The sequence below is a fragment of the Streptomyces sp. NPDC050504 genome (assembly GCF_044458065.1).
Taxonomy (GTDB): Bacteria; Actinomycetota; Actinomycetes; order Streptomycetales; family Streptomycetaceae; genus Streptomyces.
The window spans coordinates 389837-404762 of record NZ_JBITHO010000001.1; the positions used below are offsets into that span (position 1 = coordinate 389837).

Genomic DNA, 14926 nt, shown 5'->3' on the forward strand with positions numbered 1-14926 from the left:
CCTGCCCCCATCAGCTCCAAGGAGTGAGTCCGTCTGTCGACCGCCATCCTCACCGGTCCGCCGGTACCCGGATCGTCGCTCGAAGGCGAGCTGCGGTCGCTGGGCTTCGACGTCCGCATCGCACCGGGACCCGACGAGGCCGCCGCGCTGCTCGCCGCGGTCCCGGCCGCCGAGCGCGTCGCCGTGGTGGACCCCCGCTTCGTGGGCCACGTCCACGCGCTGCGCCTCGGCCTGACCGACCCGCGCTTCGCCGCCGCCGCGATCCCCGGCGCGCTCACCGCGCAGCCCGAGGCCCGCGCCGCCCTCGCCCGCGCCCTGGAGGCGCTGCCCACCGCGGACCACGGCGCGGCCTCCGCGGCCGCCGGGGACCACGGCGCGGCCTCCGCGACCGTCACCGGGCTGCCCGACCTCGTCGCCGAGGCCCTCGACGCCGAAGGCACCCCCGTGCAGCGGCCCGAGCTGGGCTCGCTCGTCGCGGACGTGCCGCGGGACGAGGCGGACCGCGCGGCGGCCGTCGCCGCCGTCGCCGCCGTGGACGACGAGGCCGTGCGGCTGCGCTCAGCGGTGAAGGCCCGCGACGGCTTCTTCACCACGTTCTGCGTCAGCCCGTACTCCAAGTACATCGCCCGCTGGTGCGCCCGCCGCGGCCTGACCCCCAACCAGGTCACCACCGCCTCCCTGCTCACCGCGCTCGTCGCGGCGGGCTGCGCGGCCACCGGCACCCGCGGCGGCTACGTCGTCGCCGGCCTCCTGCTCCTCTTCTCCTTCGTCCTGGACTGCACGGACGGGCAGCTCGCCCGCTACTCGCTCCAGTACTCGACGATGGGCGCCTGGCTGGACGCCACCTTCGACCGGGCCAAGGAGTACGCCTACTACGCGGGCCTGGCGATCGGCGCCGTACGCGGCGGCGACGACGTGTGGGTCCTGGCGCTCGGCGCGATGGTCCTCCAGAGCTGCCGCCACATCGTGGACTTCTCCTTCAACGAGGCGAACCACGACGCCACCGCCAACACCAGCCCCACCGCCGCCCTCTCCGACAAGCTCGACAGCAAGGGCTGGACGGTCTGGGTCCGCCGGATGATCGTGCTGCCGATCGGCGAGCGCTGGGCCATGATCGCGGTCCTCACCGCGCTCACCACGCCCCGGATCGTCTTCTACGCGCTCCTGGCCGGCTGCGCCTTCGCCGCCTGCTACACCACGGCGGGCCGCCTGCTGCGCTCGCTGACCCGCAAGGCGAAGCGCACCGACCGCGCCGCCCAGGCGCTCGCCGACCTCGCCGACAGCGGCCCGCTCGCCGAGCTGGTCGCCCGGCGCGGCCCCAAGGTCCCGTCCGCCCCCGTGCTCGCCGCGATCGGCGCGGTCGCGCTGGTCGCCGCCGCGCTCACCCAGCCCTTCGGCTCCCGGCAGATGGTCGTCGCGGCGGTGTTCTACGCCGTCCTCTCCGGCCTCGCCGTCGCGGCCCCCCTCAAGGGCGCCCTGGACTGGCTCGTGCCGCCGCTCTTCCGCGCCGCCGAGTACCTCACGATCCTCATCCTGGCCGCCCGCTCGGACGTCCCGCACGCGGTCCCCGCCGCCTTCGGACTGGTCGCCGCGGTCGCCTACCATCACTACGACACGGTGTACCGGATCCGCGGCGGCACCGGCGCACCGCCCCAGTGGCTGGTGCGGACCATCGGCGGCCACGAGGGCCGCACCCTGGTGGTGACGGTGCTCGCCGCCGCGCTGACGACGACGGACACCCGGTTCACCCTGGCGCTCACGGCGCTGGCCTGCGCCATCGCGCTGGTCGTGCTGGTGGAGTCCATCCGCTTCTGGGTGTCCTCCGGAGCACCCGCCGTACACGACGAAGGAGAACCCGCATGATCGGCCTCGTACTGGCAGCCGGTGCTGGACGGCGTCTGCGCCCCTACACCGACACGCTCCCGAAGGCCCTCGTGCCCGTGGCCGGCGAGAAGACCGTCCTCGACCTCACCCTCGCGAACTTCGCCGCCGTCGGCCTCACCGAGGCCGCGATCGTCGTCGGCTACCGCAAGGAGGCCGTGTACGCGCGCAAGGAGGAGCTGGAGGCGACGTACGGCCTGAAGCTCACCCTCGTCGACAACGACAAGGCGGAGGAGTGGAACAACGCCTACTCCCTGTGGTGCGCCCGCGAGGTCCTCAAGCGCGGCGTGATCCTCGCCAACGGCGACACCGTCCACCCCGTCTCCGTCGAGGAGACCCTGCTCGCCGCGCGCGGCGAAGGGCAGAAGATCATCCTCGCCCTCGACACGGTGAAGGACCTCGCCGACGAGGAGATGAAGGTGATCACCGAGGACGGCAAGGGCGTCCGGCGCATCACCAAGCTGATGGACCCGGCCACCGCCACCGGCGAGTACATCGGCGTCACGCTCATCGAGCCCGAGGCCGCCGAAGAGCTGGCCGACGCGCTGAAGGCCACCTTCGAGCGCGACCCCGACCTCTACTACGAGGACGGCTACCAGGAGCTGGTGAACCGCGGCTTCACCGTCGACGTGGCGCCCATCGGCGACGTCCCCTGGGTCGAGATCGACAACCACGACGACCTCGCGAAGGGCCGTGAGATCGCGTGCCTGTACTGACCCGGCTCATTCCGTCGCCGGTCGTCGTCGACATCAGCAGCGGCGCGCTGGACGACCTGGCCGGCCTCCTGGCCGACCAGCGGATCTCCAACGCGGGCCGCCTGTCGATCGCGATCAGCCGCGGATCAGGCCAGGCGCTGCGCGAGCGCCTCGCGCCGCTGCTGCCGGACGCCGACTGGTACCCGGTCGCCGACGGCACCATCGACTCCGCGGTGCAGCTCGCCGACGACATAAAGGGCAAGCGGTACGACGCCGTCGTCGGCCTCGGCGGCGGCAAGATCATCGACGTGGCGAAGTACGCGGCGGCCCGGGTCGGCCTGCCCATGGTCGCCGTCGCGACCAACCTCGCGCACGACGGCCTCTGCTCGCCGGTCTCCATCCTGGACAACGACAACGGCAGGGGCTCCTACGGAGTCCCGACCCCGATCGCGATGGTCATCGACCTCGACTACGTCCGCGAGGCGCCCGACCGGTTCGTCCGCTCGGGCATCGGCGACGCGATCTCCAACATCTCCGCCATCGCCGACTGGGAGCTCTCCCGCGACGTGACCGGCGAGAAGGTCGACGGCCTCGCCGCCGCCATGGGCCGTACGGCGGGCGAGGCGGTGCTGCACCACCCGGGCACCGTCGCCGACGACGAGTTCCTCACCGTCCTCGCCGAGTCGCTGGTCCTGTCCGGCATCGCCATGTCGATCAGCGGCGACTCCCGGCCCTCGTCCGGCGCCTGCCACGAGATCAGCCACGCCTTCGACCTGCTCTACCCCAAGCGGGCCGCCAGCCACGGCGAACAGGTCGGCATCGGCGCCGCCTTCGCGATGCACCTGCGCGGCGCCCGCGACGCGTCGGGCCACTTCGCCGACGTGCTCCGCAGGCACGGACTGCCGGTGCTCCCCGACGACATCGGCTTCTCCACGGACGAGTTCGTCAAGGCCGTGGAGTACGCGCCGCAGACCCGGCCCGGCCGGTTCACCATTCTTGAGCACCTTGACCTCACCACCGATCAGATCAGGGACGCGTACGCCGACTATGCAAAGACCATCCGTAGCTGAGCTCCGCCCGGTCGTTCACCCGGCAGGAGTGAAGGACCGGCGCAGCGGAGAGCACTGGGGCGGCCGCCTGTACATGCGCGAGATCTCGCTGCGCATCACCCGCCTCCTGGTCACCACCAAGGTCACGCCGAACCAGCTGACCTACGTGATGACCATCGCGGGCGTCCTGGCGGCCCCCGCGCTGCTGGTGCCCGGCATCTGGGGCGCCGTGCTCGGCGTCGTCGCCGTCCAGATGTACCTGCTGCTCGACTGCGTCGACGGCGAGGTCGCCCGCTGGAAGAAGCAGTTCTCGCTCTCCGGCGTCTACCTCGACCGCGTCGGCGCCTACCTGTGCGACGCCGCCGTCCTGGTCGGATTCGGACTGCGCGCCGCCGACCTGTGGGGCACCGGGCGCATCGACTGGCTGTGGGCCTTCCTGGGCACGCTCGCCGCGCTCGGCGCCATCCTGATCAAGGCCGAGACCGACCTCGTCGGCGTCGCCCGCCACCAGGGCGGCCTGCCCGTCGTCAAGGACGCCGCGGCCGAGCCCCGCTCGTCCGGCATGGCGCTCGCCCGCAGGGCCGCGGCCGCGCTGAAGTTCCACCGCCTGGTCCTGGGCATCGAGGCGTCGCTGCTCATCCTGGCGCTGGCGATCGCCGACCACGTCCGCGGCGACCTGTTCTTCTCGCGGGTCGGCGTCGCCGTGCTCGCCGGCATCGCGCTGCTCCAGACGCTGCTGCACCTGGTGTCCATCCTCGTCTCCAGCAGGCTGAGGTGAGCGCCGTGCGGCAGTCGCAGCCGCTGAAGGTCGGCGCGGTCATCATCACCATGGGCAACCGCCCCGACGACCTGCGCGCCCTCCTGGAGTCCGTCGCCAAGCAGGACGGCGACCCGATCGAGACCGTCGTCGTCGGCAACGGCGCCCCGGTCACGGGCGTCGAGGACTTCCCCTTCGTCCGCACCGTCGACCTGCCCGAGAACCTGGGCATCCCCGGCGGGCGCAACGTCGGCATCGAGGCGTTCGGCGCGCACGGGCAGGACGTCGACGTGCTGCTGTTCCTGGACGACGACGGCCTCCTGCCGAACACCGACACCGCCGAACTGGCCCGCGCGGCCTTCGCCGACGATCCGGAGCTCGGCATCATCAGCTTCCGCATCGCCGACCCGGAGACCGGCCTCACCCAGCGCCGCCACGTGCCCAGGCTCCGCTCGTCGGACCCGATGCGCTCCTCGCGCGTGACGACCTTCCTCGGCGGCGCCAACGCCGTACGGACGAAGGTCTTCGCCGAAGCGGGCGTCCTGCCGGGCGAGTTCTTCTACGCGCACGAGGAGACCGATCTGGCCTGGCGCGCGCTCGACGCGGGCTGGCTGATCGACTACCGCGCCGACATGGTGCTCTTCCACCCGACGATGCCGCCGTCGCGGCACGCCACCTACCACCACAACGTGGCCCGCAACCGCGTCTGGCTCGCCCGCCGCAACCTCCCCGCGCCCCTGGTGCCCGTCTACCCGGGCGTCTGGATGCTGCTCACGCTGGCCCGGCGCCCCTCGGGCCCCGCGCTCAAGGCGTGGTTCGCCGGGTTCAAGGAGGGCTGGAAGGCACCCTGCGGACCTCGGCGTCCGATGAAGTGGCATACGGTATGGCGCCTGACCCGACTGGGCCGACCACCCGTCATCTGACAAGCTCGATGGCGGAGGACCTTCACGAGCTCTTGAGAAGGCCGACGACCATCGGGCGCAACACCGGGACCTGTCCGCCTCAGCCGCGCCCGCGACTGGCTGCGCATCTTGAACACGGAAGTTTCGACTTGTGAGTGACACAACCCAAGACGGTGCGGTCGCCGTGGCCACCGCGCCTTCCCCCGACGACGGTCTGTCACCGGCCGAGCTGGCCGCCAAGTACGGTCTGTCGGTCAGTGGCGCCAGGCCCGGACTCTTCGAGTACATCAGGCAACTGTGGGGCCGCCGCCACTTCATCCTGGCGTTCTCCCGGGCCAAGCTCACGGCCCAGTACAGCCAGGCGAAGCTCGGCCAGATCTGGCAGGTGGCGACGCCGCTGCTCAACGCGGCCGTCTACTACCTGATCTTCGGGCTGATCCTGAACGCGGGCCGCGGGATGGAGAAGAACGTCTACATCCCGTTCCTGGTGACGGGCGTCTTCGTCTTCATGTTCACCCAGACCTCGGTGATGGCCGGCGTCCGGGCGATCTCCAACAACCTCGGCCTGGTGCGGGCGTTGCACTTCCCGCGCGCCTCGCTGCCGATCTCGTTCGCGCTCCAGCAGCTCCAGCAGCTGCTGTACTCGATGATCGTGCTGCTGATCGTCGCGGCGTCGTTCGGCAGCTACCCCTCGCTGAGCTGGCTGCTGATCGTGCCCACGCTGGCGCTGCAGTTCGTCTTCAACGTCGGCCTCGCGCTGGTCATGGCGCGGCTCGGCAGCAAGACCCCCGACCTCGCCCAGCTGATGCCGTTCATCATGCGGACCTGGATGTACGCATCCGGCGTGATGTTCTCGATCCCGGTGATGCTCAAGGACAAGCCGGCCTGGATCGCGGACGTGCTGATGTACAACCCGGCGGCGATCTACATGGACCTGATGCGCTTCTCGCTCATCGACGGGTACGGGGCGTCGAACCTGCCCGCGCACGTCTGGCTCGCGGCCCTGGGCTGGGCGGTCGTCGTGGGCGTCGTGGGCTTCGTGTTCTTCTGGAAGGCTGAGGAACGGTACGGCCGTGGCTGAGACGGACAAGAACAAGGCGCGCGTCCCCACCGTCATCGCCGAGGACGTGCACATCGTGTACCGCGTCAACGGCGCGGGCGGCGGCAAGGGCAGCGCGACGGCGGCGCTGAGCCGGATAATCCGCCGCGACAAGAGCGAGTCGCGCGGGGTGCGCAAGGTGCACGCCGTGCGCGGCGTCTCCTTCACCGCGTACCGCGGCGAGGCCATCGGCCTCATCGGCACCAACGGCTCGGGCAAGTCGACCCTGCTCAGGGCGATCGCCGGGCTCCTGCCCACCGAGAGCGGCAAGGTCTACACCGACGGGCAGCCCTCGCTGCTCGGGGTGAACGCGGCGCTGATGGGCGACCTGACCGGCGAGAAGAACGTCATCCTCGGCGGCCTGGCGATGGGCATGTCCCGCGAGGAGATCCGCGAGCGCTACCAGAGCATCGTCGACTTCTCGGGCATCAACGAGAAGGGCGACTTCATCACCCTGCCGATGCGGACGTACTCCTCCGGCATGGGCGCCCGGCTCCGGTTCGCCATCGCGGCGGCCAAGGACCACGACGTGCTGATGATCGACGAGGCGCTGGCCACCGGCGACCGCAGGTTCCAGGTCCGCTCCGAGCAGCGGATCAGGGAGCTGCGCAAGGAGGCCGGCACGGTCTTCCTGGTGAGCCACAGCCACAACTCGATCCGCGACACCTGCGACCGGGTGCTGTGGCTGGAGAAGGGCGAGCTCCTGATGGACGGGCCCACGGACGAGGTCATCAAGGAGTACCTGAAGGAGACCGGCAAGTAGTCCGCCGGTCGGCGTGCGAAGGGGGCCACCGTCCGGTGGCCCCCTTCGCGCCGTCTCAGACCTTCACGGGGGTGCGTTCCCCGGGCGCGGTCCCCGCTTCCTCGCTCAGCCCCACCCGCGCGTGCAGCCCGCGCAGCGCGCGCGGCGCGTACCAGGCCCGGCGGCCCAGCACCCGCATCGCGGCGGGCACCAGCACGCCGCGCACCGCGACCGCGTCGATCACGATCGCGAGCCCGGTGCCGAGCCCGAACATCTGGAGGAAGCTGATCTCGCCCGTGCCGAAGGCGAAGAAGCTCACCGCGAGCAGCCCCGCCGCCGTGCTGACGATCCGGCCGGTCCGCGCCAGCCCCTCGGTCACCGCGGTGGCGTTGTCCGCCCCCGCCTCGTGCAGCTCCTTCATCCGGCTGGTCACGAACACCTCGTAGTCCATCGAGAGCCCGAAGGTGACGCAGAACAGCAGCACGGTCATGGAGGTGTCCAGCGGCTGCGGGGTGAAGCCGAGCAGCCCCGCCAGGTGCCCGTCCTGGAAGATCCACACCATGGCGCCGATCGCGGCCGACAGGCTGACCGCGTTCAGCAGCAGGGCCCGCAGCGGCTGGACGACGCTGCCGGTGAAGAGGAACAGCAGGACGAAGGTGGTGAACAGGACGAGCCCGACGGCGGCGGGCAGCCGGTCCGCGATGGACCGCTTGGAGTCCACGAGCAGCGCGTCCACCCCGCCGACCAGCGCGTCGGCGCCCGGCGGCGCGGGCACGGCGCGCACCTCCCGTACGAGCCGCTGGGCGGCGGCCGACTTGGCCTCGGGCGCGCCGACCACGACCAGCCGCTGGGCGTCTCGGCGGCCGAGCGCGGCGGCCGCGGGACCCGCGGCCCCCGCCCGGTAGGAGCCGCCGCTCGCGTCCACCCGGCGCACCCCTTCGACGCGCGAGAGTTCGGCCGCGTACGCCGCGAGCGCCGTGCCGTCGACGCGGCCCCTGAGGACCACCTGCACCGCGTCCGCGTCCGAGCCGGGGAAGCCGCGCTCCAGCGCGGCGGCGACCCGGCGGCCCGACGCGTCCTCGTGCATGACGCGCTCGTCGGGCGTGCCGAAGGTGACCCCGAGCAGCGGGGCCGCCATCGCCAGCAGGACCGCGAGCACCGGCAGCGCGGTCAGCGCGGGGCGCCGCATCACCGCGCCCGCGAGCCGCCCCCACAGCGGCGCGTCGGCCCGCCGCGCGGCCGCGGCCCAGGGCAGCCGCCCCCGGTCGACGCGGTGGCCGAGGAGCGCCAGCAGCGGCGGTACGACGAGGAGCGCGGCGAGCACGGCGAGGACGACGACCCCGATGCCCGCGTAGGCGAACGAGCGCAGGAAGTACGGCGGGAAGAGCAGCAGCGTGGCGAGCGCGGCCACCACCGTGGCGGCCGAGAAGACGATCGTGCGCCCGGCGGAGCGCACGGTGGTGCGCAGCGCGTCGTCGATCGCGTCGCCCGCCGCGAGCTGTTCGCGGAAGCGGCTGACGAGCAGCAGCCCGTAGTCGATGCCGAGGCCGAGCCCGAGGGCCGTGGTGAGGTTGACCGAGAAGACCGAGACGTCGGTGAGGCTGCCGATGACGTACAGCTCGGCGAAGGTCCCGGCGACGGCGAAGAGGCCGATGGCCAGCGGCAGCAGCGCGGCGACCAGGCTGCCGAAGGCGAGCACGAGCAGGACCAGGGTGAGCGGCACGGCGACGGCCTCGGCGAGCGCGAGGTCCTTGCCGACCCGGGTGGAGACCTCGTTGCTGACCGCGGCCGCGCCCCCGGCCAGCACCCGCACCCCGTCCCGCTCCCCGGCCAGCCGTTCGACCAGCGCGGCGGCCCGCTCGTCGTCCTTGCCGTCGGCGCCCTTCACATGGGCGCCGACCAGGGCCTGGCGGCCGTCGTCCGAGCGCAGCAGCGGGCTGCGCCCCGCCCAGTAGGAGGAGACGTTCTCGACGTGCGGGTCGGCCTTGAGCACGGCGGTGATCTCCCGGCCGCGCGCGTCGGCGGCGGCGGCGGACGCGCCGTCGAGTTCGACGAGGAAGAGCAGGTTGGTGCTGCCTCCGAAGGTGTCCTCGATCAGTTTTCCGGCCCTGACGGACGGTGCGCCGGGGTCGTCGAAACCGCCGCCGCGCAGCACCCCGAAGGCGCCGGCGCCCAGGACGGCCAGTGCGGCCAGGGCGAGGGCGGCCAGCACGAGCAGGGTCCTGGCCCGGTGCAGGGCCAACTCGGCGATCTTGGTCAGCATGATCGTGCCCTTTCAATGTTCACGACGTTAACATTGAAGGTGACAGCGAATGTTACTACTGTCAACATCGGGCAGGATGCGGGTATGGCGACGATCTACGGAAGCAAGTCCGGCTACCACCACGGGGATCTGCGCAACGCGCTGATCGCCGCCGCCGCCGAACTCGCGGCCGAAGGCGGTCCCGACAAGGTCGTGCTGCGCGAGGCCGCGCGCCGCGTCGGCGTCTCGCCCGCCGCCGCCTACCGCCACTTCCAGGGCCAGGGCGACCTGCTGCTCGTCGTCGCCCTGCACTGCCACGACCGGCTGGCCGACGCCATGGAGCGGGCCGTCGCGGCGTCGGACGCCGACGCCGCGACGGCCGCCGGCGACCCGGGGGAGCGCGCCGAGCGCCGCGTGCGCGCGCTGGGGCGCGGCTACGTCGGCTTCGCGCTGGAGAACCCCGGCCTCTACCGCACCGCCTTCGGCGTCCCCAAGGTGGAGGAGGTGCCCGGCGAGGGGCCGGTGTACCGCTCGTACGCCCTGCTCTCCGAAGCGCTGGACGGCCTCGTCGCCGCCGGGCGGATGGCCGCCGGGGACCGGGCCGGGGCCGAGGTCGTGGCGTGGTCGGCCGTGCACGGCCTGTCCCTGCTCGTCATCGACGGCCTGAGCGGCCTCTCCGAGGAGGAGTGGGTGCCCGTCGTCGAACGGACCGTGGCCGTCACCGTCGCGGGACTGGCCGCCGGACGGGCTCTGGGGAGTCCGGCCGACACGGAGGGCGAATGACCGTCAAATCCGGTGGCATCAGGGAAGGTTGAGCCGGATCGGAGTGTTGTTGTAACGCTCCCAGCACCCCGTCGGAGTGCTGGGCGTTGTACAACGTAAGCTGTACGGATGCTGATTCGCCGCAAGTGGGGAGATACCCCCTCCGGGTCCCCCGGCTGAACCAGCGGCGTGTCCGAAATGGGATGTAATGGGTCGGCGGTGTAGAACGGGAGATGTGACGGCCATGACGGATGATCTCCAGCTCCGAGACGCTTTCGCCGTCCCCGTTCGAAACGTAGCGGGAAGCGTGCGGTGACCGGAATCCAACAGACGGCGCCCGCCTCGGCCGAGCGCGCCACCCTGGCCAAGGCCGCCCACGAGAACTTCCCCGTGGCGCCCTTCTTCCTGCCCCGCGCCTGGCGCGACGACCTCATGGCCGTGTACGGCTACGCCAGGCTCGTCGACGACATCGGCGACGGCGACCTCGCCCCCGGCGGCGCCGACGCCCGCCTCCTGGGCCTCGACCCGGAGGCCGCCGACGACCGGCTCGCCATGCTCGACGCCTTCGAGGCCGACCTCCACCGCGTCTTCGACGGCACCCCGCGCCACCCCCTGCTCCGCGCCCTGGTGCCCACCGTGCGCGGCTGCTCGCTCACCCCCGAGCCCTTCCTCGGCCTGATCGAGGCCAACCGCCAGGACCAGCGCGTGCGCCGCTACGCCACGTACGCCGACCTGCGCGCCTACTGCACCCTCTCCGCCGACCCGGTCGGCCGCCTCGTCCTCGGCATCACCGGCACCGCCAGCCCCGAGCGCGTCCGCCGCTCCGACGCCGTCTGCACCGCCCTCCAGATCGTCGAACACCTCCAGGACGTCGCCGAGGACCTCGCCCGCGACCGGATCTACCTGCCCGCCGACGACATGCGGGGGCTGCACGTCACCGAGGCCGACCTGGCCCGCCCCACGGCGAGCGCCTCGGTGCGCAGCCTGATCGCCTACGAGGCCGGGCGCGCCCGCGAACTGCTCGACGAAGGCACCGCCCTCGTGGGCAGCGTCCACGGCAGGCTCAGGCTCCTGCTCGCCGGATTCGTCGCAGGAGGGCGCGCCGCCCTGAGGGCGATCGCCGCCGCGGGACACGACGTGCTGCCCGGACCGCCCAAGCCGACCAAGCCCGTACTGCTGCGCGAAACGGGAGCCGTGCTGCGCAGCGCCCGGGGAGAGGGGTGAGCCGGACCATGGAGGGACAGCCACACATGACCGCGCCGGTCCAGGCCGCGTACAGCTACTGCGAGGCCGTCACCGGACAGCAGGCACGCAACTTCGCGTACGGCATCAGACTCCTGCCGCCCCACAAGCGCCAGGCCATGTCCGCGCTGTACGCGTTCTCGCGGCGCGTCGACGACATCGGCGACGGCCGACTGGCGCCCGGGACCAAGCGGGAACGCCTCGAAGCCACCCGCTCCGTCCTCGACCGGGTCCGCGCCGGCGACGTCGACGAGGACGACACCGACCCCGTCGCGGTCGCCCTCAGCGACGCGGCGCGCCGCTTCCCGCTGCCGCTCGGCGGCCTCGACGAACTCATCGACGGCGTACTGATGGACGTCCGCGGCGAGACCTACGAGACCTGGGACGACCTCAAGCTGTACTGCCGCTGCGTCGCGGGCGCCATCGGCCGCCTCTCGCTCGGCGTGTTCGGCACCGAGCCCGGCGCGCGCGACGCCGAACGCGCTGCCGAATACGCGGACACGCTCGGCCTCGCCCTGCAACTCACCAACATCCTCAGGGACGTTCGCGAGGACGCCGCCAACGGCCGCACCTACCTGCCCGCCGAGGACCTCGCCAAGTTCGGCTGCTCCAGCGGCTTCCACTCCACCACCCCGCCGCCCGGCTCCGACTTCACCGGCCTCGTCCACTACGAAGTGCGGCGCGCCCGCTCGCTGTTCGCCGACGGCTACCGGCTGCTGCCCATGCTCGACCGGCGCAGCGGCGCCTGCGTCGCGGCCATGGCCGGCATCTACCGCCGCCTCCTCGACCGTATCGAGCGCGACCCCGAGGCCGTCCTCCGCGGGCGCGTCTCCCTCCCCGGACACGAGAAGGCGTACGTCGCCGTGCGCGGCCTGTCGGGACTCGACGCCCGGACGATCTCGCGCCAGACCGCCAGGAGGCGGCCCTGATGCGCATCAGGTTCAACACGTGCACCATGAACGTGAACTGCGGGCGGCACGCAACCCTCCGCCGGGCTGCCGCGTCCCTGCCTGCAACGGCCTGCTCAGGGGAGGGCGCATGACCGAACGCGACGTGCGGACCGACCGCGCCGTGGTGATCGGCGGCGGCCTCGCCGGCATCACGGCCGCGCTGCGGCTCGCCGACGCGGGCCTGACCGTCACCCTCCTCGAAGGGCGCCCCAGGCTCGGCGGACTCGCCTTCTCCTTCCGCCGCGGCGACCTCACCGTCGACAACGGCCAGCACGTCTACCTGCGCTGCTGCACCGCCTACCGCTGGTTCCTCGACCGCGTCGGCGGCACCGAACTCGCCCCCGTGCAGGACCGGCTGGACGTCCCCGTCCTCGACGTCGGCCACCCCAAGGGCCCCCGCCTGGGACGACTGCGGCGCACCGCCCTGCCCGTACCGCTGCACCTCGCGGCCAGCCTCGCCACCTACCCGCACCTCTCCCTCGCCGAACGCGCGAGCGTCGGGCGCGCCGCCCTCGCCCTGAAGGGCCTCGACCCCGCCGACCCCGCGCTCGACGACATCGACTTCGCCGGCTGGCTCGCCCGCCGCGGCCAGTCCCCGCGCACCGTCGAAGCCCTCTGGGACCTGGTCGGCGTCGCCACCCTCAACGCCACCGCCCCGCACGCCTCCATGGGCCTGGCCGCGATGGTCTTCAAGACCGGCCTCCTCTCCGACCCCGGCGCCGCCGACATCGGCTGGGCCCGCGTGCCGCTGGGCGAACTCCACGACACGCTGGCCCGCAAGGCGCTCGACGCCGCGGGCGTCCGCACCGAACTGCGCGCCCGCGTCACCGCCCTCACCCGGGACGCGGACGGCCGCTGGCTCGTCGACACCGAGGACGAACGGTTCGGCGCCGACACCGTCGTCCTCGCCACCGCCCAGCACGAAGCCCATGGCCTGCTCCCCGAAGGCGCCCTCGCCGACCCCGACCGGCTCCTCGCCATCGACACCGCGCCGATCCTCAACGTCCACGTGGTCTACGACCGCAAGGTGCTCCGCCGCCCCTTCTTCACCGCGCTCGGCAGCCCCGTCCAATGGGTCTTCGACCGCACCGGGTCCTCCGGACTCACCGGCGGCGGCCAGTACCTCGCCGTGTCCCAGTCGGCCGCCCAGGACGAGATCGACACGCCGGTGGCCGAGCTGCGCGCGCGCTACCTCCCCGAGCTGGAGCGCCTGCTGCCCGCGGCCAGGGGCGCGGGCGTACGGGACTTCTTCGTCACCAGGGAGCGGACAGCGACGTTCGCCCCCACCCCAGGCGTCGGCCGGCTGCGCCCCGCGGCCAGGACCGACGCGCCCGGCCTCTACCTGGCCGGATCGTGGACCGCCACCGGCTGGCCCGCGACCATGGAGGGCGCCGTCCGCAGCGGCTTCAGCGCAGCGGGCGCGGCGCTCTCCGCGCTCGGCCGAGGACACGAGCACCCGCTCGGGGAGGCGGCATGAGCAGTTCGACCGATACAAGAGGAGAGACCGTGAACCCGGCGATTCCGGCTGTCGACACCGCGGACGTCACCGCGCTTCTGGAGCGCGGGCGCACCCTGTCCACTCCGGTGCTGCGTGCCGCTGTGGAACGGCTCGCCCCTCCCATGGACACCGTGGCCGCCTACCACTTCGGGTGGATCGACGCCCAGGGCAACCCCGCCGACGGCGACGGCGGCAAGGCCGTGCGCCCCGCGCTCGCGCTGCTCTCCGCCGAGGCGGCGGGCGCCCCGCCGGAGACCGGGATCCCCGGCGCCGTCGCGGTCGAGCTGGTGCACAACTTCTCGCTGCTCCACGACGACCTGATGGACGGCGACGAGCAGCGCAGGCACCGCGACACGGTGTGGAAGGTGCACGGCCCCGCCCAGGCGATCCTCGTCGGCGACGCGCTGTTCGCCCTCGCCAACGAACTGCTGCTGGAGCTCGGCACGGCCGACGCGGGCCGTGCGACGCGCCGGCTCACCACCGCCACCCGCAAGCTCATCGACGGCCAGGCCCAGGACATCTCCTTCGAGCACCGCGAGCGGGTCACCGTCGAGGAGTGCCTGGAGATGGAGGGCAACAAGACCGGCGCCCTGCTCGCCTGCGCCTCCTCGATCGGCGCGGTGCTCGGCGGCGCCGACGACCGCACCGCCGACCGCCTGGAGGCGTACGGCTACCACCTCGGCCTGGCCTTCCAGGCCGTCGACGACCTGCTGGGGATCTGGGGCGACCCCGAGTCCACGGGCAAGCAGACCTGGAGCGACCTGCGCCAGCGCAAGAAGTCCCTGCCGGTGGTCGCCGCCCTCGCGGCTGCCGGACCGGCGTCGACCCGGCTCGGCGAACTGCTCGCGGCCGACGCCAAGAGCAACGACTTCGACAGCTTCTCGGAGGAGGAGTTCGCCGCCAGGGCCGCCCTCATCGAGGAGGCGGGCGGCCGGGACTGGACCTCCCAGGAGGCGCGGCGGCAGTACGCCGTGGCCCTGGAGGCCCTGGAGGGCATCGACCTGCCGGTCCAGGTGCACGCCCAGTTGACCGCGCTCGCCGACTTCGTCGTCGTACGGAAGAGATGAGCGCCTTCGAAGGGCCGGTCACCCACCGGCGCATATGACT

At 72.6% G+C, this 14926-nt stretch carries 13 protein-coding genes; 12 read left to right on the forward strand and 1 reads right to left on the reverse strand.

Annotated features, from left to right (window positions below):
• Positions 1–33 precede the first annotated feature (33 nt).
• The 7 genes from ACIBNE_RS01690 to ACIBNE_RS01720 all read left to right on the forward strand — a co-directional run bounded on the left by ACIBNE_RS01690 (position 34) and on the right by ACIBNE_RS01720 (position 7146).
• Positions 34–1863 (forward strand): DUF5941 domain-containing protein, encoded by a 1830-nt coding sequence (locus ACIBNE_RS01690; RefSeq protein WP_399270003.1) that lies wholly within the window; start codon positions 34–36, stop codon positions 1861–1863.
• Positions 1860–2597 (forward strand): sugar phosphate nucleotidyltransferase, encoded by a 738-nt coding sequence (locus tag ACIBNE_RS01695; RefSeq protein WP_399268339.1) that lies wholly within the window; start codon positions 1860–1862, stop codon positions 2595–2597. Before ACIBNE_RS01690 ends, ACIBNE_RS01695 begins: the two co-directional genes overlap by 4 nt.
• Positions 2585–3646 (forward strand): iron-containing alcohol dehydrogenase family protein, encoded by a 1062-nt coding sequence (locus tag ACIBNE_RS01700; protein ID WP_399268341.1) that lies wholly within the window; start codon positions 2585–2587, stop codon positions 3644–3646. The genes ACIBNE_RS01695 and ACIBNE_RS01700 overlap by 13 nt, the downstream gene beginning before the upstream one ends.
• Positions 3624–4403 (forward strand): CDP-alcohol phosphatidyltransferase family protein, encoded by a 780-nt coding sequence (locus ACIBNE_RS01705; RefSeq protein WP_399268343.1) that lies wholly within the window; start codon positions 3624–3626, stop codon positions 4401–4403. The genes ACIBNE_RS01700 and ACIBNE_RS01705 overlap by 23 nt, the downstream gene beginning before the upstream one ends.
• Positions 4404–4426: 23 nt before the next feature.
• On the forward strand, positions 4427–5305 hold the full coding sequence (locus ACIBNE_RS01710; RefSeq protein ID WP_399270005.1) for a glycosyltransferase family 2 protein: 879 nt from the start codon (positions 4427–4429) through the stop codon (positions 5303–5305).
• A 130-nt stretch (positions 5306–5435) separates the two neighbouring features.
• Positions 5436–6365, forward strand: coding sequence for an ABC transporter permease (locus tag ACIBNE_RS01715; protein WP_399268345.1), 930 nt, complete (start codon positions 5436–5438; stop codon positions 6363–6365).
• Positions 6358–7146 (forward strand): ABC transporter ATP-binding protein, encoded by a 789-nt coding sequence (locus ACIBNE_RS01720; protein ID WP_399268347.1) that lies wholly within the window; start codon positions 6358–6360, stop codon positions 7144–7146. Before ACIBNE_RS01715 ends, ACIBNE_RS01720 begins: the two co-directional genes overlap by 8 nt.
• A 55-nt stretch (positions 7147–7201) precedes the next feature.
• Here the strand turns inward: ACIBNE_RS01720 and ACIBNE_RS01725 are convergent, their stop codons facing one another.
• A complete protein-coding gene (locus tag ACIBNE_RS01725; RefSeq protein WP_399268349.1) occupies positions 7202–9388 on the reverse strand; it encodes an MMPL family transporter in 2187 nt (728 codons plus the stop codon).
• Positions 9389–9472: 84 nt separating this feature from the next.
• On the opposite strand from ACIBNE_RS01725, the gene ACIBNE_RS01730 reads away from it, so the two are divergent.
• The 5 genes from ACIBNE_RS01730 to ACIBNE_RS01750 all read left to right on the forward strand — a co-directional run bounded on the left by ACIBNE_RS01730 (position 9473) and on the right by ACIBNE_RS01750 (position 14886).
• Positions 9473–10150, forward strand: a complete 678-nt coding sequence (locus ACIBNE_RS01730) for a WHG domain-containing protein (RefSeq protein ID WP_399268351.1) — start codon at positions 9473–9475, stop codon at positions 10148–10150.
• Between the two features lie 291 nt (positions 10151–10441).
• Positions 10442–11353, forward strand: a complete 912-nt coding sequence (gene hpnC / locus ACIBNE_RS01735; protein ID WP_399268353.1) for a squalene synthase HpnC — start codon at positions 10442–10444, stop codon at positions 11351–11353.
• 8 nt (positions 11354–11361) lie between these two features.
• Positions 11362–12300 (forward strand): presqualene diphosphate synthase HpnD, encoded by a 939-nt coding sequence (gene hpnD, locus ACIBNE_RS01740; protein ID WP_399268355.1) that lies wholly within the window; start codon positions 11362–11364, stop codon positions 12298–12300.
• 109 nt (positions 12301–12409) lie between these two features.
• Positions 12410–13798, forward strand: coding sequence for a hydroxysqualene dehydroxylase HpnE (gene hpnE / locus ACIBNE_RS01745; protein ID WP_399268357.1), 1389 nt, complete (start codon positions 12410–12412; stop codon positions 13796–13798).
• Positions 13795–14886, forward strand: coding sequence for a polyprenyl synthetase family protein (locus tag ACIBNE_RS01750; protein WP_399268359.1), 1092 nt, complete (start codon positions 13795–13797; stop codon positions 14884–14886). Before hpnE ends, ACIBNE_RS01750 begins: the two co-directional genes overlap by 4 nt.
• Positions 14887–14926 lie beyond the last annotated feature (40 nt).

Coding starts and splice junctions, on each gene's coding strand:
- hpnD (WP_399268355.1), top strand. CDS start 11,362: ATGGAGGGACAGCCACACATGACCGCGCCGGTCCAGGCCGCGTACAGC.
- ACIBNE_RS01730 (WP_399268351.1), top strand. CDS start 9,473: ATGGCGACGATCTACGGAAGCAAGTCCGGCTACCACCACGGGGATCTG.
- ACIBNE_RS01750 (WP_399268359.1), top strand. CDS start 13,795: ATGAGCAGTTCGACCGATACAAGAGGAGAGACCGTGAACCCGGCGATT.
- ACIBNE_RS01725 (WP_399268349.1), bottom strand. CDS start 9,388: ATGCTGACCAAGATCGCCGAGTTGGCCCTGCACCGGGCCAGGACCCTG.
- ACIBNE_RS01695 (WP_399268339.1), top strand. CDS start 1,860: ATGATCGGCCTCGTACTGGCAGCCGGTGCTGGACGGCGTCTGCGCCCC.
- ACIBNE_RS01705 (WP_399268343.1), top strand. CDS start 3,624: ATGCAAAGACCATCCGTAGCTGAGCTCCGCCCGGTCGTTCACCCGGCA.
- hpnE (WP_399268357.1), top strand. CDS start 12,410: ATGACCGAACGCGACGTGCGGACCGACCGCGCCGTGGTGATCGGCGGC.